General features: G+C 58.7%; 16 protein-coding genes. 7 read left to right on the forward strand and 9 right to left on the reverse strand.

Annotated elements, in window-relative coordinates; translation table 11 throughout:
- Positions 1–197 precede the first annotated feature (197 nt).
- A complete protein-coding gene (locus KQP88_RS11720) occupies positions 198–2,633 on the forward strand; it encodes a TonB-dependent receptor (protein WP_216705768.1) in 2,436 nt (811 codons plus the stop codon).
- 65 nt (positions 2,634–2,698) lie between these two features.
- Here KQP88_RS11720 and KQP88_RS11725 read toward each other — a convergent pair whose 3' ends face one another.
- The 5 genes from KQP88_RS11725 to KQP88_RS11745 form a co-directional block, all read right to left on the reverse strand.
- Positions 2,699–3,136, reverse strand: a complete 438-nt coding sequence (locus KQP88_RS11725) for a helix-turn-helix domain-containing protein (RefSeq protein WP_216705769.1) — start codon at positions 3,134–3,136, stop codon at positions 2,699–2,701.
- A gap of 318 nt (positions 3,137–3,454) precedes the next feature.
- Positions 3,455–4,078 carry a PqiC family protein gene (locus KQP88_RS11730; RefSeq protein WP_216705770.1) on the reverse strand — a complete coding sequence of 208 codons (624 nt, stop codon included), beginning with the start codon at positions 4,076–4,078 and terminating at the stop codon, positions 3,455–3,457.
- Positions 4,075–5,751: a PqiB family protein gene (locus KQP88_RS11735; protein ID WP_216705771.1), complete on the reverse strand. Its 1,677-nt coding sequence runs from the start codon at positions 5,749–5,751 to the stop codon at positions 4,075–4,077. The genes KQP88_RS11730 and KQP88_RS11735 overlap by 4 nt, the downstream gene beginning before the upstream one ends.
- Positions 5,744–6,358, reverse strand: a complete 615-nt coding sequence (locus KQP88_RS11740) for a paraquat-inducible protein A (protein ID WP_095068039.1) — start codon at positions 6,356–6,358, stop codon at positions 5,744–5,746. Before KQP88_RS11740 ends, KQP88_RS11735 begins: the two co-directional genes overlap by 8 nt.
- Positions 6,355–6,966 carry a paraquat-inducible protein A gene (locus KQP88_RS11745; protein ID WP_374107895.1) on the reverse strand — a complete coding sequence of 204 codons (612 nt, stop codon included), beginning with the start codon at positions 6,964–6,966 and terminating at the stop codon, positions 6,355–6,357. Before KQP88_RS11745 ends, KQP88_RS11740 begins: the two co-directional genes overlap by 4 nt.
- 399 nt (positions 6,967–7,365) lie before the next feature.
- Here KQP88_RS11745 and KQP88_RS11750 point away from each other — a divergent pair, with 399 nt between their 5' ends.
- The gene (locus KQP88_RS11750; protein WP_216705773.1) at positions 7,366–7,722 is read left to right on the forward strand and encodes an SPOR domain-containing protein; all 357 of its coding nucleotides are present in this window, start codon (positions 7,366–7,368) and stop codon (positions 7,720–7,722) included.
- Between the two features lie 47 nt (positions 7,723–7,769).
- Here KQP88_RS11750 and KQP88_RS11755 read toward each other — a convergent pair whose 3' ends face one another.
- Entirely contained in the window at positions 7,770–8,087 is a 318-nt protein-coding gene (locus KQP88_RS11755; protein ID WP_198723926.1) for a DUF883 family protein, read from the reverse strand.
- A 349-nt stretch (positions 8,088–8,436) separates the two neighbouring features.
- On the opposite strand from KQP88_RS11755, the gene KQP88_RS11760 reads away from it, so the two are divergent.
- Positions 8,437–8,691 (forward strand): hypothetical protein, encoded by a 255-nt coding sequence (locus KQP88_RS11760; RefSeq protein WP_095068040.1) that lies wholly within the window; start codon positions 8,437–8,439, stop codon positions 8,689–8,691.
- Positions 8,692–8,693: 2 nt separating this feature from the next.
- Here KQP88_RS11760 and KQP88_RS11765 read toward each other — a convergent pair whose 3' ends face one another.
- On the reverse strand, positions 8,694–9,599 hold the full coding sequence (locus KQP88_RS11765; RefSeq protein ID WP_216705774.1) for a LysR family transcriptional regulator: 906 nt from the start codon (positions 9,597–9,599) through the stop codon (positions 8,694–8,696).
- A gap of 83 nt (positions 9,600–9,682) precedes the next feature.
- Between KQP88_RS11765 and KQP88_RS11770 the strand changes: the two genes are divergently transcribed.
- Positions 9,683–10,609, forward strand: coding sequence for a carbon-nitrogen hydrolase family protein (locus KQP88_RS11770; protein WP_200992334.1), 927 nt, complete (start codon positions 9,683–9,685; stop codon positions 10,607–10,609).
- Positions 10,610–10,612: 3 nt separating this feature from the next.
- Here KQP88_RS11770 and KQP88_RS11775 read toward each other — a convergent pair whose 3' ends face one another.
- On the reverse strand, positions 10,613–11,092 hold the full coding sequence (locus KQP88_RS11775) for an LEA type 2 family protein (protein ID WP_200992333.1): 480 nt from the start codon (positions 11,090–11,092) through the stop codon (positions 10,613–10,615).
- A 151-nt stretch (positions 11,093–11,243) separates the two neighbouring features.
- Here KQP88_RS11775 and KQP88_RS11780 point away from each other — a divergent pair, with 151 nt between their 5' ends.
- Together KQP88_RS11780 and KQP88_RS11785 are read left to right on the forward strand one after the other, a co-directional pair.
- The gene (locus KQP88_RS11780; protein ID WP_200992332.1) at positions 11,244–12,449 is read left to right on the forward strand and encodes an acetyl-CoA C-acyltransferase; all 1,206 of its coding nucleotides are present in this window, start codon (positions 11,244–11,246) and stop codon (positions 12,447–12,449) included.
- A 79-nt stretch (positions 12,450–12,528) separates the two neighbouring features.
- Positions 12,529–13,302 (forward strand): enoyl-CoA hydratase, encoded by a 774-nt coding sequence (locus KQP88_RS11785; RefSeq protein ID WP_200992331.1) that lies wholly within the window; start codon positions 12,529–12,531, stop codon positions 13,300–13,302.
- Here KQP88_RS11785 and KQP88_RS11790 read toward each other — a convergent pair.
- Positions 13,289–15,217 (reverse strand): type VI secretion system Vgr family protein, encoded by a 1,929-nt coding sequence (locus KQP88_RS11790; RefSeq protein WP_253950581.1) that lies wholly within the window; start codon positions 15,215–15,217, stop codon positions 13,289–13,291. The genes KQP88_RS11785 and KQP88_RS11790 overlap by 14 nt on opposite strands.
- Before the next feature lie 332 nt (positions 15,218–15,549).
- Between KQP88_RS11790 and KQP88_RS11795 the strand changes: the two genes are divergently transcribed.
- Positions 15,550–16,254, forward strand: coding sequence for a YebC/PmpR family DNA-binding transcriptional regulator (locus KQP88_RS11795; protein WP_200992329.1), 705 nt, complete (start codon positions 15,550–15,552; stop codon positions 16,252–16,254).
- The last annotated feature ends 10 nt before the right edge of the window (positions 16,255–16,264 follow it).

Consider the following 16,264-nt stretch of genomic DNA (forward strand, 5'->3'; position numbering starts at 1 on the left):
ACTTTGTGGGAGGCAGCTTGCTGGCGACTTTGGCGTACAGGCCCGGAATATCTGCCAGTTTCAAGGCCCTCTCGCCAGCAAGCTGCCTCCCACAGGTTTTGTTTGTGCCTTAACTGATCGACATTAGCCTGAGGGTGTCCCTTTTTTTGCCGTCGCTTGTCATCCCTCTCAAGTGAACACAAAAAGAGAGTGCTCCAATGCCCGTAGTTTTCTTGCGTCGCCTGCGTCTTGCCCGTTTCGGTATGGCTCCGTTGCTGCATATGAGTTGTCAGGCTGGCGTGGTGCTCGGCCTGAGTGCCGCGCCGCTATTCGTGGCGTCGGTCCAGGCCGAAGAATCGGCGCGGCGCAGTTATCAGATTCCGGCCGGCAGCCTGAGCGCGGCCTTGACCCGCTTTGCCGCGCTGTCCGGTGTCAGCCTGTCGGTTGACCCGGCGCTGGTGGCCGGTCGCAACAGCAAAGGCCTTAATGGCGAATACCCCGTCGACGAAGGCTTCGGGCTTCTGTTGCAAGGCTCCGGGCTGCAACTGCAACCGCTGGGCAATCAGTCTTATACGCTGGTGCCTGCACCCGTGGCAGAGAACGGTTCAATGGTATTGCCCAATACCTCCATCGACGGCAGTCGGCTGGACGGGCAGGGCGACATTTATGCCGGTGGCCAGGTCGCCCGCAGCGGTTCCCAGGGCATGCTGGGCGATCGTGATTTCATGGAGACGCCCTTCAACCAGACGTCCTATACCAGCACCACGATCAAGAACCAGCAGGCGCGTACTCTTGGCGATATGGTTGCCAGCGACCCGTCGGTGCGTACCACCAACCCGGCAGGCGGGCGTTTCGAGCAATTTTCGATTCGCGGTTTCAGTCTGTTCAACAGTGATGTGTCGTTTGGCGGGCTGTATGGCGTGCTGCCGACGTACTCTATCGACATGGAAATGGTCGAGCGGGTCGATATTCTCAAAGGGCCGGGTGCGTTATTGGGCGGCATCGTGCCGCGTGGCAGCGTGGGCGGCAATATCAATATCGAGCCCAAGCGTGCGGGTAGCGAACCGCTGACCGAGTTCACCGGCAGCTTTGCATCGGCCGGGCAGTTTGGCGGGCATGTGGATATCGGTCGCCGCTTCGGCGAAAACCAGCGCTTCGGCGTGCGTTACAACGGCGTGCGACAGTCCGGCGATACCGAGTGGGATCACCAGAAAGTCGAGCGTGAAGCCTCGGTCATCGGGCTGGACTGGCGTGAAGACCGGATGCGCATGTCGCTGGATCTCGGGGAGCAGGAGCGCTACGCCGATGCGCCCATCGAGCGGGTCGAGGTTGCCGCCGGTATCGCCATGCCCAAGGCCAAGGACATTCGTCGCAATATCGCCCAGCCCTGGACGTATTCTCACTCCAAGGATTCCTTCGGTGCGCTGCGCGGGGAGTTCGATCTCAGTGATTCGGTAATGGTGTATGCCGCCGCCGGTGCCCGCAAAGGCAACTACGACTTCCTGCGTCATACCGTTCCGGTCACCACCAGCAGTGGCAACTTTACCGTTACCCCGCGCACCTTCCGGCGTGACGAAGAGGTCAAGACTTTCACGGTCGGTGCCCGCAGCTGGTTCAATACCGGCCCGGTAGGGCATACGCTGAACATCAGCCTCAACCGTTTCGATTTCGAGTTCGATAACGCGGGCGAACGTTATCAGCCTCGCACCAGCAATCTCTATAACCCGGTGGTGCTGCCGTATCCGGGTACGCCGAACCGCTTCGACACCTCGACCCATACCGAGAACCTGTTCACCAGTATCGCACTGGCCGATACCCTGAGCTTTCTCGATGACCGGGTGCTGTTGACGCTGGGCGCGCGCCTGCAACGGGTCGAGGTGGACAGCTATTCCAATGGCGCTCTGGGGCAGCGTTATGACGAGCGCGCCACATCACCTGCCATGGGGCTGGTGATCAAGGCCACTGATTCGATCTCGCTGTATGCCAACTATATGGAAGGCCTGAGCCAAGGCGAAACCGCGCCCACCACAGCCACCAATAGCGATGAAGTGTTTGCGCCGTACAAGTCCAGACAGACCGAAGTCGGCGTGAAATATGACCATGGCACTTTTGGCACCAGCCTGAGCGTATTCCGCATAGAACAGCCGGCCTACATCACTGATGCCCAGGGCAACTTCAAGCCCGATGGCGAACTGCGCAATCAGGGGGTCGAGCTGAACATGTTCGGTGAGCCTTTGTCGGGTGTGCGGCTGCTGGGTGGCGTCATGTTGCTCGACAGTGAGCAGACCAAAACCGCGCTGGGTACGTTTGATGGTAATCGCGGCACCGGCTCGCCGGAGGTCAACGCCAATCTGGGAGTGGAATGGGATATCAATCGCCTGCCAGGTCTGACCCTGACCGCTCGCGCCATTCATACGGGTTCACAATATCTGGATGCCGCCAATAACCAGAAAATCGATTCATGGGAGCGTTATGACGTTGGGGGCCGTTATGCCTTCAAGCTGGGCGATAATCCGGTCACGTTACGTGCTTCTGTAGAGAACGTTCTGGATAAGACTTATTGGGCGTCGGCGGCAACTTCATCAGACAGTGCCGCGGGCCTGACGCTATCGACACCGAGGACTTATCTGGTGTCGGCGACGGTCGGGTTTTAAACCTGTACGACGGCATTCTGTTCTAACCGAATGCCGTTTTGCTTTTCAAGGAAAAGGCGAGGGGATCAATTCAACTTCGAACTGACGTAGATCAAGCGCACAGCGGCAACGGTAATAGCTTCTGCTTCTTCCTTGATGTTATCCAGTTGCGACCGGATCGCAGCATTTTCATGAGACTCAAGCAATCGGGCCATGTGGTAGATGTTCTGCGTGACCTCGTGCAGATTCTTGTGCAACCGCGAGATGACACGGCTCAGCCGCTCGGAAGTGTCATGGATCTCCATGGCTGTAAGAGGGCGCTCAAGGCTGAAGCCCGTAACCACGTAGGTTACATCGATGCCAGCGTCTGAAATGCGTGCCAGATAATCGGCTCGTGGGGAGCGTATACCGTTCTCGTAATTACTCTGGGCATTGGTTTCAACGCCTCCAATGGCGCCGAGAGCGCTTTGTGAAAGTTTGAGTCTTATTCGTTCTCGTTTGAGTCGGGGGCCAATTCCGGGCATGTCGGTGGTCCTCTGGAAAGCGCCTGCCCAAAACCCAGGCAGAACTGAAAGGGATCTGTCAAAAATCAAAGAGCTGTACAGATATATTCGACACAGCTAATAAAGTATCGAAGCCAGCCAGGTAGCAAAAATGCACACATGCAGGAGACTACTAAATATCACTCGCATGAAGTCTCGGAGTGTAATGGCGTTATGGGGGCTTTGGTACTTATTTGTACTTATGTATATGAATTTTTGTGAGGTAATTCTCCCGAATTACGGCTGTTACAAAAGCGATGCAATTGAAAAGGCCCCAGTTACGGGGCCTTGGATTTGGTTTCAGAGGCAGCGTGAAGTGGGATGTTGTGCCCAGTTCTGTGCGGTGCTGGCAATTTCCTGCGATAGCTTCTCGACGGCCTTCTGATGAGCAAGGATCAGGTTTTCCATGCCAATCCCTGCCTGCTCGCGTATCACGCTGCTGCAGGTCAGGTTGAGACGCTTGCTGCCCGAGCTGGCACCTGCATTGCGCAGGCTCAGGCTCCAGACCACATCGATCAGCGCGTAATGCCCTGGGGCCGACTCGAAGCGCCTGACATCGGTGCGCAGTGAAAGCACTGGCAGACCACTGTCCTTCGGCAGTCCGGCCATGTCGCGGCTACCGAAGCGACGCTCCAGTTGGGCTGTCAGGGCATCGTGAAACTCGTCGCCCAGTGGCGAGCCCCAGCGTTCGGTATCCAGGATTTCCAGGCTGCCATCGCCCTGGCGCACGACCAGAGGAGGTTGATCCACCTGGACAGGCATCAGCACCGGCAGCATCTCGAACTGGAACGGTGCGGGCTGTGCGCTTGGCACGCTGGCGGAGTCTATGGGGGCGATCAGCGTGTAGTAACGGGTCGGTGTCGAGGAGCAGGCACCCAGGCCCAGTGCCGCAGCCAATACCAACAGTTTAAGGCGAAAGGTCATTGTTTTGGCTCCAGATCGATTGCACGGGACGAAGACGGCGCTTTATATGAGGCGGGTGCCGCATCGCCGCTGCGACCGCGAATCAGCGCTTCAGGATGACGGCTCAGGAAGTCGGTCAATACCCGTACCGAGCGGGCAGTGCGCTGTACTTCTTCCATGGCCTGAGTCAGTTGCTGGCGGCCTGGAGAGTCTTCACCCAGCGTTTCGTTGGCGCTGCTCAGGGTTTTTTCTGCCTGCTGCAAGGTGCCGCGCATTTGCGGCAAGACGCTGCCATTGACCTGCTTGAGGGTTTTCTGCAGTTCGGTCAGGTTGCCATTGAGGTTCTTGGCCAGTTCATCGATAGGCACTTTGCTGAGCTTGTCGACGAATGCCTGCAACTGCTCCTGCAGCTTGTCGAAATTACCCGGTACGGTAGGAATCTCAAGAGGCCTGGACTTGGGGTTGAAAGTCACCTTTGGCGCCTTTGGGTCGAACTCCATCGCAATGTACAACTGGCCGGTCAACAGGTTGCCGGTGCGAGCCTGTGCCCGTAGCCCGTTATTGACGAAGGCGTTGAGAATTCTGGCCGACTGTTCTTCTTCGTCGCCGCTACCGCCCAGCTGGCGCAGTTTGGATTCGGCAGCGCCCAGGCGGTTGGGGTAGATGACGGCGCCGACAATGCTCGGGAAGGTCCCGGTTTTCGGGTCGTAATCCAGATCCACCGACACCACTTTGCCGATGTTCACACCCAGGAAGTCCACCGGGGAATTGACTGCCAGGCCGCGCAGTGACTGGTTGAAGCGCATGCGGATGTAGCGTGGCTCACCGTCAGGCGGCGCCAGGGCCGTGGCCTGGTCATCGAAGATCTTGAACTCGGCGTTCTCGTCGGCGGGCTTCGATTCCGGGCTCCAGTTCGGCTCGCGGAATGCGATGCCGCCGGACAGGATCGAGGTCAGCGACTGGGTATTGATCTTCAGGCCAGCGGTACCGACGGTCACGTCCACGCCGCTGGCATTCCAGAAGCGTGTGTCGGTGGTGATGTACTGATCGTTCGGGGAGTTGATGAAAATCTGCACGTCGACACCCTTGCCATCCGGGGACAGCTCATAGGCCACCACCTGACCTACCTGAATGCGGCGGTAATAGATCGGCGAGCCGATATCCAGCGACCCCAGATCGTCGGTGTGCAGGGTGAAACGCTTGCCTTTCTCGCCGAATGTCACCGGGGGAGGTGTTTCAAGGCCGGTGAAGTTGTTTTTGGTTTCCTCGGAGTTGCCTGCATCGGCACCAATGAATGCGCCCGACAGCAAGGTGTCGACACCCGAAACGCCATGGGCTCCGATACGTGGCCGCACGACCCAGAACTGGCTGTCGACCCGGGTGAAAGGTGTGGCCGTGTTATTGAGATCGACCGCTGCCAGCACATGCGTGCGGTCTTCGCTCAGGGTGATGTCCGTCACCATGCCGATCACCACGTTCTTGTACTTGACCTGCGTCTTGTTGGCTTCCAGGCCTTCGGCAGTCTGGAAACTGATGGTGACGCGCGGACCTATGTTCATCCAGTCATGAAAGGCCATGGACAGGCCGATCAGGCCGGCAACGATCGGCACCAGCCAGATCAGTGAAACGCGCATGCGCCGCTGCTTGACCTCTGGACGAAGTGGCGACGAAGGGGGGGCGGTATTCTCAGACATCTTCAACCTCTGCGTCCCAGATAAGCCGGGGATCGAAACTCATGGCGGCGAACATCGTCATCACCACTACCAGACCAAAAAACAGGATGCCGATCATCGGCTCGATGGTGCTCAGTTCACGGAACTGGACAAGGGAGGCCACCAGCGCAACCACCAGCACATCGAGCATCGACCAATAGCCGATCAGCTCGATAAAACGATAAAGCCGCGCACGCTCCAGCATGGCCCAGCGACTGCGCCGCTGACAGGTGACCAGAAGCATGCCCAGTACCAGGAACTTGATGCAGGGCACCACGACGCTGGCAATGAAAATCAGCAGGGCAATATCCCATGACCCGCTTTTGAAGAACTCGATCACGCCGCTCATGATGGTGTTCTGGCTGCTGTTGCCCAGCAGGGTGGTGTACATCACGGGCAGCACATTGGCCGGTACGTAGAAAATCAGTCCGGCAATCAGGAACGCCCAGGTCCGGGCAATGCTGTTGGGCTTGCGCCGATGCACGGGCGAGTCGCAACGCGGGCAGTGATGGACATCTTCCGGGCAGGCGTAGCCGCAGGTGTGGCACAGGCACAAATGCTGTTCATGAGCGAAAGGAATGCCGTTCATCCTGGCTGGACTCCCAGTTCATCCCACAGGCGGCGGATATCCTTGTTGGCGATCAGCAGGATCAGCACCATCAGCATCGCCATGGCCCACAAGCCAAGACCGGGATGCACATCGAGCATCCCCGAGAGCTTGATGATGGCGACCAGGATCCCGAGCATGCATACCTCCAGCATGCTCCAGGGACGCAAATGCTCCAGGGCTCGCATGCAAGCCTTGAAGCCAGGCGCAATGACCCCGTTGTGTGCATGCAGCAGCAGCCAGAACAGCAGGGCGATCTGCAACAGAGGTGCAAGGATGATCGACAGTCCGGCCACCAGCGCAATGATCGTGATACGCCCCTGGGCCAGAGCTTCCACCGATTCCCAGAGGGTCACTTCATTGGTCAGGCCCTTCATGCTGATGCTGATCACCGGAAAGAAGTTGGCGAATATGAACAGCAGGGCTGCAGCGATGGTCAGGGCCAGCAACTGCTCGATAGTCAGGCGATGGCCTCGGCCCAGCAGCGCCTTGCAGCGCAGGCAATGCGCCGATTCGCCAGCCTTCAGGGGCGTGGCTTCATACAGCGAGTCGCAGTGCTCGCAGATGATCAGATCCGAGAGAGGTTTCATGGAATGCACAGTGGTCATCGACGCCGTTGATGCAGGATTTGCCGGGTTGAAAAAAACGAGGACGGGAAGATACCTCGTTAATGGCATTACGGCATATTTTTCTGTGTAAACAACTGTTCTGTGTAAGCAGCAAGGTTGAAGCATTGACCACAGCCATGGGTTGTCGTTCCCATATCATTGCGCCATTAGTTTGTAATTGTTCTGTTACTTGTGGGCTGCCAGAAGAAACATTTCATTACACGATGGCAGGTTGCGCCTCGCCTCATGCCCCGCCTGCCCTGTAGCGCTGAACAGGTCGTTCATACCCGCCAAAGCGCCCTGCGTCACCTCGACACAGCGGCTCATGGCCCGATGCAGTAGTGCTAGACTCGCGCCACTTCAGACAAGGAGCAGACTTACGTGCGCAAGACGGTAATGATAATGGCAGTACTGACGCTGGTGCTGGCCGGATGCGATGCAGGAAACTCTCGGCCATCGGCCCGCGACAAGGCCGAGCCGGTGTCTCAGGCTCCGCAAGCAGTCACGCCACAGTGGTTCATCCAGATGAACTCCAAAGAGGCGGTCAGCGATATCAGTGCCTGGTTGCTTGAGCGCAGTTATGCGCCGGTCGTGGTCACGATCGACGGCAAGCAGCAATTGTTGATTGGTCCGTTCCAGAGCGCGGAACAGGCAGAGGAGCAGCGCGTTGGCCTGCTGGCCAAGGTTGCCAAGTCCCATCGCCTGGCTGCGCCTGTGGTCATTCAGCGTAATCAGTAATGCGTCGTGCCAGTGCTGCCAGTGTTGACTGGCAGCACTGGCATGCATCAACGACGTCCCAGCAACAAGCCCACTACCAGGCCGAATCCGGCAGAAATGGCCACGGTCTGCCATGGATGCCCGCCGATGTAGGTTTCAGTGGCCTCGACCACAGGCTTGGTACGGTCACGTACGCTGGATACCGAATCCAGTGCCTGCCTGAGCTTCAGGCTCAATTGCGCGCGCAGGGTTTCCGCTTCTTCGCCAACCAGTGCGGCGCTGTCTTTGAGCAGTTTGTCTGATTCTTCGATCAGAGCCTGCAATTCGCTGAATGCCTGGTCTTTGATCTGATCGGCAGTATTTTGCGCAGCGGTTTTACGAGCCATGATGTTTTCCTTTCAGTTGATGGCAGTGTTCCTCAATGGAGTCTTGAGTGTTGCGGAAAGTTGCAATTACACAAGTATCTGGCCATCAACCTGATTCAGTGGCCCCCGGGTCAATAAATCACTTTGTGGGAGGCAGCTTGCTGGCGACTTCAGCGTACGACGCAGAATATCTGCCGGTTTGCAGGCCCTTTTCGCCAGCAAGCTGCCTCCCACAAGTTTTGTTTGTGCCTTAACTGATCGGTATTTTCCGGTAGGAGATCACACGCCGCCTCCTACAAAGCCAGCGGCAGTTTTTGGCCGACGGGTGTAAGATGCGGTCGTTTTTAGTCGTAGGTAGTAGGTGAACGCTATGAGTTTCAATCTGGCCAACCGGTCTCTTCCCGAACGTGCTGCCATCGAGGATGAAAAGTCCCGTTTGTTTGAACTCTGGCAGAGCAATCTGGGCAAGGCCAAGGGTGATGCGGCTCGTCTGATGGGTGAAAAGGCCAAGCGCAAGGGCAAGTGGTCGGAGTGGGTTCGCTCCGAACTGGACGCTATGAGCCCGCCGGAGTACGCCAACATGGTTCGCAGCGAAGTGAATCGCCTCATGGCTGCTGCCAGGTAAATTCAGAACAGCCCGATAATGGCTTCACGAACGGCATCCACTGCCGGATCGGGCTGTGAGCCGGTGCGCCAGCCCAGTTCTATCGGATAACGCGGCATGGCCAGCGGGCAGGGCAACAAGGCAAGATCGGTGAGTTGCGCAATCGCCTGCGCCGCGTGAGTGGGGATCGTGGCCAGCGCCTGTGTGCCCTTGAGCAGATAGGGCAATGCCGCAAAATGGGTGGTCGATGCACATACGCGGCGGCTCAGGCCCAGGCTGGCCAGCCCTTCATCAACCATACCGATCAGCCCTCCCGATGAAATCAGGATATGTTCACGCTCAATGAACGCCTGAATGTTCAGTTGCGTCTGGCCGGGCTCAAGGCTGGCCGGGTCCACCAGGCATGAATAGTCGCCTTCTCCCAATACCCTGCGGGTCAGCAAACGATTGGCGAAGCCTCCCGAGGCAATCGCCAGATCGATGGTGCGGTCCAGCAAGGCTGTCGCAACGATCTGGCTGTGGGTCTGGCGGAACATCAACCGCAACCTGGGTGCTGTCACGCTGACCGCGCTCATCAGGCGTTTGCCCAGTGCCATTTCAAAGTCATCCGACAGGCCGATGACCACCGACCGTCCTTCGTAATTTTCCGATGCCGTTGCAACCATCGCCAAGCTCTGTCGGCATTTGTTGAGCGCTTCGGTGACCACAGGCTTTAGCTGGTCGGCCCGCAAGGTCGGTGCCAGACCTCGTCCTGTACGTACGAACAACTGATCACCATACAGCGCTCGCAGACGCCGCAATGCCGCACTGATGGCCGACTGAGTCACGCCCAGGCGCAACGCTGCCCGGCTGGCGCTGCACTCATCGTGTAACGCTTCAAAGACTTTGAGCAGATTGAGATCGATGGTACTGATATTCATGGTGTTCATATCATTAAGCATTGAGATGGGCTTTATCAATGTTGGGCGGCCAGTCGAGAATTGGCAACACTCATCGCCAACGGAGCCCCGTCATGTCCAGATCCATCGTCGCAGCACTGCAAATCGGCGCCTTGCCGGGCGGCAAGGCAGACACCCTTGAGCTGATCCTCTCCTACGAACAGGCCATCATCGAGTCCGGCGCCCGTGTGGTGGTCATGCCCGAGGCGCTGTTGGGGGGATATCCCAAGGGTGAAACCTTTGGTACCCAACTGGGTTACCGCCTGCCTCAGGGGCGTGAGGCCTTTGCCCGTTATTTCGAGAACGCCATCGATGTGCCGGGCGATGAAACCCGGGTGCTGGAGCAACTGTCGGCCCGCACGGGTGCGAGTCTGGTGTTAGGCGTGATCGAGCGCTCCGGCAGCAGCCTGTATTGCACGGTGCTGCTGTTCGAGCCAGAAGGCGGGCTGGTCGCGACGCATCGCAAATTGATGCCGACCGGTACTGAGCGGTTGATCTGGGGCAAGGGCGATGGCTCGACCCTGTCAGTGGTCCCGAGCCGGGCCGGTCGCCTGGGGGCGGCAGTCTGCTGGGAAAATCACATGCCGCTGCTGCGCACAGCGATGTATGCCAAGGGTGTAGAGATCTGGTGTGCACCGACAGTGGACGAACGCGAAATATGGCAATGTTCGATGCGCCATATTGCCCATGAGGGCCGTATGTTCGTGATCAGTGCCTGTCAGGTACAGCCATCGCCGCAAGCACTGGGCGTCGATGTCGCCAACTGGCCCGCCGAGCGTCCGCTGATCAACGGTGGCAGCGTGATTGTCGGGCCGATGGGCGATGTGCTGGCCGGTCCGCTGATTGGTGAAACCGGGCTGCTGGTGGCTGAAATCGATGTCGATGAGCTGGTCAAGGCTCGTTACGACTTCGATGTAGTGGGGCATTACTCACGGCCGGATATCTTCGAGCTGGTGGTGGATGAGCGTTCAAAGCCCGGCGTGCGCTTCATCACGGACTGAGTGCTACCAGTCGCCAGTGATGGGTTGCGGCAGGCTCAGGGTGCCGCTGTCCCTGAAGCGCACGGTGCCGAATACGCCACCTGCCAGCTTGCCGCGCAGGGTGTAGGGCAGGTTGTCCAGGCGTTGGGTCTGAGTCAGCCCTACAGCCTGACGCAGCGCCGAAAAGGCCGAAATGCTCACCGGCACCACCAGCACGGTTTCGGAGAAGCGCCCGATGCTGCCCTGCTGGTCACTGACGCCTGAGGCCAGCAGTTTGCCATTGACCTCCAGGTCCAGCGCCACGCCGTTGTAGTCAATGGCCGTTTCATTGGGGTTTTGCAGGCGCAGCTTGACCGCCATGCGCATTTCCAGCCCCTGACCGGGCAAGGGCTCGATCCCCACCACATTGATATTGACCGGGTCGCGACTGGCAAACAGGGCGCAGCCACTCAAGGTCAGAATCAACAGGCTGACAAGCAGGCTGCGCAGCGTACGTGATGGCATCCGTGGGCCTCCCCAAAAAAGGCAGTGCTGGCGATATTGGCTCAGACCGCAGGCTCCGCCAGAGATTCGTCTGCTGCGACCTTTGCCTCGTACTCTACAAAGATCGATGATTTCTGCTATTCCAATAACAACAGCATTCTGGAAATCTGCCATGTCCATCGAGAACAAGACACCGCCTCACGACCCTGTGGTCATCGTCAGTGCCGCCCGAACGCCCATGGGCGGCTTTCAAGGGGATCTGAAAAGCCTCACCGCGCCGCAACTGGGTTCGGCAGCCATTCGTGCTGCTGTCGAGCGGGCGGGTATCGATCCGCAGGACGTCGAAGAAGTCCTGTTCGGTTGCGTGTTGCCAGCCGGACTCGGCCAGGCGCCAGCGCGTCAGGCGGCGTTGGGGGCGGGGTTGAGCGCCTCGGCCCTGTGCACCACCGTCAACAAGATGTGCGGTTCCGGGATGCAGACCGCGATTCTGGCCCATGACCTGCTGCTGGCCGGCAGTGTCAGCGTGGTGGTCGCGGGCGGCATGGAAAGCATGTCCAATGCGCCTTACCTGCTGGATCGCGCCCGCAGTGGCTACCGGATGGGCCATGGGCGGGTGCTGGACCACATGTTTTTCGACGGCCTCGAAGACGCCTACGAGCCAGGCCGGTTGATGGGCACGTATGCCGAGGACTGCGCCCAGATGAACGGCTTCAGTCGCGAGGCGCAGGATGCCTTTGCCATGGTTTCCCTGACGCGCGCCCAGGAAGCCATCGCCGAGGGTCATTTCGATGCCGAGATCGTTCCGTTGCAGGTCACGGTGGGCAAGGAACAGCGATTGATCAGTCACGACGAACAGCCGCCCAAGGCGCGACTGGAGAAGATTCCGCTTCTGAAACCAGCTTTCCGTGAGGAAGGCACTGTCACTGCCGCCAACTCCAGCTCCATCTCCGACGGGGCGGCGGCCCTGCTGCTGATGCGTCAATCCGAAGCGCAACGCCGTGGCCTGACTCCGCTGGCGAAGATTCATGCTCATGCCGCTTTTGCCGACGTTCCCGGCCTGTTCCCTACGGCGCCGATAGGGGCGATTACCCGCTTGCTGGGCAAGACCGGTTGGTCGGTGGATGATGTTGACCTGTTTGAAATCAATGAAGCCTTTGCCGTGGTGCCACTGGCGGCCATGAGCCGTCTCGAACTGCACCACGAGAAGGTCAATATCAGTGGCGGCGCCTGCGCGCTGGGGCATCCGGTGGGTGCGTCGGGGGCGCGGATCATCGTTACCTTGCTGGCGGCATTGCGCCGTAAACAGCTCAAGCGCGGTATCGCTGCAATCTGCATTGGTGGCGGTGAAGCGACTGCCATGGCTGTTGAGTTGATGTAGGGGCGAATCGGGCGGCGTTCCGCTTATTCGCGAATGAATTCGCTCCTACGGGGCTATTGTTAATATTGGATTTATATCAATGGGTTACGAGACAGTATTAAGAGAGATTATAGGTAAGGTTGGCCTGATTACCTTGAACCGTCCCCAGGCGCTCAACGCCCTGAATGCCCAACTGATCGATGAACTGAATCAGGTTCTGGACGAGTTCGAGCGCAATCAGGACATCGGTTGTATCGTGCTCACCGGCTCCAGCAAGGCATTTGCTGCCGGGGCCGATATCAAGGAAATGGCCGAGCTGACCTATCCGCAGATCTACCTTGATGATCTTTTCGCCCAAAGCGACCGGATTGCGGCGCGGCGCAAGCCCATCATCGCCGCCGTGGCGGGTTTTGCCCTGGGCGGCGGGTGCGAACTGGCCTTGATGTGCGATTTCATTCTGGCAGCAGAAAACGCCCGATTCGGTCAGCCCGAGATCAATCTGGGCGTGTTGCCCGGCATGGGCGGCACCCAGCGTCTGACGCGAGCGGTGGGCAAGGCCAAGGCCATGGAAATGTGCCTGACCGGCCGCTTGATGGATGCCCGGGAGGCAGAGAGTGCCGGCCTCGTCGCACGCATTCTGCCTACCGAGCAATTGCTCGACGAGGCATTGGCGGTGGCTGCCGTGATTGCCGAAAAATCCCTGCCGGTTGCGATGATGGTCAAGGAAAGCGTCAACCGTGCGTTTGAAGTCAACCTGGCTGAAGGCGTGCGCTTCGAGCGGCGAGTGTTCCATGCCGTCTTTGCCAGCGAGGACCAGAAAGAAGGCATGCAGGCTTTCATCGAGAAACGAGCGGCCAGTTTCAAAGGCCGCTGAGCATGAACACCTGTCGCTGTTGCTCGCTCCAGTTCTGCTGAATGTAGTCCTGCAGCCTGATGCACTGGCCGGGGTGGACCAGACACAGGCTGCCGGGCGACGTGTTGTAGTGCGCCGCCAGTTGCTGCAATTGCTCCTGGCTCAGGCCCAGATAGCCCGATTCATCGGTTTTGCCCTCGAACAGGAAGTCTTCCGGCTCGATATGCGCCAGATGTTCCAGCCCCGGTTTGGGCATGCGCACGATGTACCAGGTGCGTTGGGCCAGTGGCTTGCCTTGCAGCCCCGGCTTTTGTGTCAGACGCAGATCGGTGAGGGTCACTTCGGTGGCGTCCTGTTGTTCGGGAGGCGAAGCTTTCATGGTTCGTGGCCCGATGATGGAGATGCCTTGGGCTGCGATCTGCAAGGCGCCCTGTGCACCATGCAGGATCAGGTCTTCGCGGGTATCGATGTGCAAGCATTGTCCGCTGCCCAGACGAATGCTCTCGGCCTCCGGGTCCAGTGGCGTGCCGTCGAGTTGGATGCGTGGCTGGGGATTGACCTCGTTGCCCGGTAGCAGGCCACAGATCACCGGTCGGTCCGGATCGTTGTTCAGATGACGGATCAATACCCTGGCCCCGACCTGCACCTCATCAAGACCCGATTCGCCTGTTCGGGCAATCCGCGCCATGGGCCAGCGGCGGATATCGGAGGCGGGCTGGGCCAGGGTCTGCCAGTCAAAACGGACGGGCAGGCGACCTTGCTCATCGATTTCGCCATCGTCCATCAAGGTTGCCGTCTGATACCCGCTGACCACAGGCCTGTGGCGCTTCAATGACGGGCGAAAGGGCATGGCCCAGGGAATGACGCGAAACGTATTGCGATAGCCGTCATCCAGCTTGTCTGTGCCTGACGACGCCGAGAGGTTGACGATGGCGGTAATGTCGTGAGGGTCGAAGCCTTCCATGAGATGGCGCTGTATGCCGGTGTGCTGCACCTGGGTCAGCAGCCAGTGATCATTGAGCGTCGGTTCGGGATGGTCGAGTACCTGCATGACCTGTCCGCTGTGCAGGGCCGGTTGATGACTGCTGCCGCTGATGTGTCGTCGCTCGCAACGCAGGCGTTCCAGTCTTCGGGCACTGCGCTGTCGCTGAAAGGCTTCGTCCTGGTTCCTCGGGCGTGAGGCGATGGATTCTTCGAAAGGCTGGTTGATTCCGGGATTATCTCCCGTGTCCATGGAGGACAGCGCAGCCAGCGGAGCAGCACCATGCCGGTGGACGGTGTGGCTGCTGTAGCCGGGGGATATCGACAGGCATTCGACCAGATGGGTAATGGCGGGTTGTTCGCAGGCCTGATCATCATCTGCCCTGAAACGCATGGGCTGCGGCAGTTCCGGGAAACGGGCCGGGTCATCGGAAAATACCAACTGGTGGCCGGTACTGCTGTGCTCGAAGCGAAAATGAATGCCTTCTTCTTCGCACAGACGTTGCAGCAGGTGCAGGTCGCTTTCATCGTATTGCACGCATAAAGTGCGGGCCGGATACAGGCCTATGGTTTCGAAACGGTAGCCATTTTCTTCGATGCCATGCTCTTCAAGCAGCCGGGCAATCAACTGGAGAGCGCTGAGGTCATGATAGGCTCGTCGCTGCTGGCGTTGAGCAAGCACTTGCAGGCGCGGCATCAGGCTGACCCGGTAATGGCTCAGGCAAGTGCCAGCATATTGCTGGCTGGCGTGAAGGATCTGACCATGTACGCCGACATGTTCCGGCCCGAAATTCAGAAAGGCGTCACGCTTCAGGAGGCTGGCGAAATCCAGGTGGGGGTCGCTGCAGATCAGGTCAATGTCGAAACGATACACTTCGTTCAAGGCGTCCAGGCCAGTAAAGCTGATGACATGCAGATCCATCTGGCAGTCGGCAATCGCCAGAAATATTGGCATTTGCGGGTCTTCGCACATTCGCGGGCTCTCTCACCATGAAGTTCAGGCTCGAAGGGTACGAAATGCAAAGCCTCAAGGGCATCGTTGCAGGTTTTTTCAGAAAAGGACTACAAGGCAAGGCGTGATCCTGGTAATTGCGAGGAAGCAATTCAGGGGCAGGCACAACGGTTGTTCGATCTCAGGGGTTTCATCTGGCGCCATCGCGTATAAAATGCGCCCGGCGTCTCAGGCGCGTCATTATCGGTAACCATTTTTTCAGCGTTTTGCCATTCCTGCGGCCTGCTTGCCTGGCAAGCCAGGCGGCAAGACGCAATCGGATCAAGAGAGCACACATGGGCGCACAGTGGAAGGTCAAGCATAAAGAAGCGGCAGCCAACGCCAAGGGGCGTGTTTTTGGCAAGCTGTCCAAGGAAATCATGATCGCTGCCCGTGCAGGTGCCGATCCGGATATGAACTCGCGTCTGCGACTGGTGGTCGAGCAGGCGAAAAAAGCCTCCATGCCCCGTGAAACCCTGGAGCGTGCCATCAAGAAGGGCGCGGGTCTGCTGGGCGAAAGCGTCACCTTCGAGCGCCTGACTTACGAAGGTTTTGCTCCCCATCGGGTGCCGGTCATCGTCGAGTGCCTGACCGACAACATCAACCGTACCGTTTCGGAAATCCGCGTGTTGTTCCGCAAGGGACAATTGGGTGCCGCCGGTTCGGTTTCCTGGGATTTCCTCTATCAGGGCATGATCGAAGCCGTTCCGACTTCGCCGGATGCAGACCCTGATGAGGCTGCCATCGAAGCGGGTGCCCAGGATTGCGAAGCGGGTGAAGAGGGCGCGACCCTGTTCCTGACCGAGCCTACCGACATGGACGCCGTGTGCAAGAAGTTGCCCGAGTTCGGTTTTACCGTGCAGTCGGCACAACTGGGTTACCGCCCGAAAAGCACCGTCGACGGCCTGAGCGACGAGCAGATGGCTGAAGTCGAAGCCTTTCTGGAAGCCATCGACAACCACGACGACGTGCAGAACGTTTATGTAGGTCTGGCAGGCTGATCCGTATGCG

The sequence above is a fragment of the Pseudomonas lijiangensis genome, assembly GCF_018968705.1.
Classification (GTDB): Bacteria; Pseudomonadota; Gammaproteobacteria; order Pseudomonadales; family Pseudomonadaceae; genus Aquipseudomonas; species Aquipseudomonas lijiangensis.

Coding starts and splice junctions, on each gene's coding strand:
- KQP88_RS11780 (WP_200992332.1), top strand. CDS start 11,244: ATGTCCATCGAGAACAAGACACCGCCTCACGACCCTGTGGTCATCGTC.
- KQP88_RS11735 (WP_216705771.1), bottom strand. CDS start 5,751: ATGTCTGAGAATACCGCCCCCCCTTCGTCGCCACTTCGTCCAGAGGTC.
- KQP88_RS11720 (WP_216705768.1), top strand. CDS start 198: ATGCCCGTAGTTTTCTTGCGTCGCCTGCGTCTTGCCCGTTTCGGTATG.
- KQP88_RS11725 (WP_216705769.1), bottom strand. CDS start 3,136: ATGCCCGGAATTGGCCCCCGACTCAAACGAGAACGAATAAGACTCAAA.
- KQP88_RS11775 (WP_200992333.1), bottom strand. CDS start 11,092: ATGCCATCACGTACGCTGCGCAGCCTGCTTGTCAGCCTGTTGATTCTG.
- KQP88_RS11790 (WP_253950581.1), bottom strand. CDS start 15,217: ATGCCAATATTTCTGGCGATTGCCGACTGCCAGATGGATCTGCATGTC.
- KQP88_RS11795 (WP_200992329.1), top strand. CDS start 15,550: ATGGGCGCACAGTGGAAGGTCAAGCATAAAGAAGCGGCAGCCAACGCC.
- KQP88_RS11755 (WP_198723926.1), bottom strand. CDS start 8,087: ATGGCTCGTAAAACCGCTGCGCAAAATACTGCCGATCAGATCAAAGAC.
- KQP88_RS11765 (WP_216705774.1), bottom strand. CDS start 9,599: ATGAACACCATGAATATCAGTACCATCGATCTCAATCTGCTCAAAGTC.
- KQP88_RS11760 (WP_095068040.1), top strand. CDS start 8,437: ATGAGTTTCAATCTGGCCAACCGGTCTCTTCCCGAACGTGCTGCCATC.
- KQP88_RS11730 (WP_216705770.1), bottom strand. CDS start 4,078: ATGACCTTTCGCCTTAAACTGTTGGTATTGGCTGCGGCACTGGGCCTG.
- KQP88_RS11770 (WP_200992334.1), top strand. CDS start 9,683: ATGTCCAGATCCATCGTCGCAGCACTGCAAATCGGCGCCTTGCCGGGC.
- KQP88_RS11745 (WP_374107895.1), bottom strand. CDS start 6,966: ATGAAACCTCTCTCGGATCTGATCATCTGCGAGCACTGCGACTCGCTG.
- KQP88_RS11785 (WP_200992331.1), top strand. CDS start 12,529: ATGGGTTACGAGACAGTATTAAGAGAGATTATAGGTAAGGTTGGCCTG.
- KQP88_RS11740 (WP_095068039.1), bottom strand. CDS start 6,358: ATGAACGGCATTCCTTTCGCTCATGAACAGCATTTGTGCCTGTGCCAC.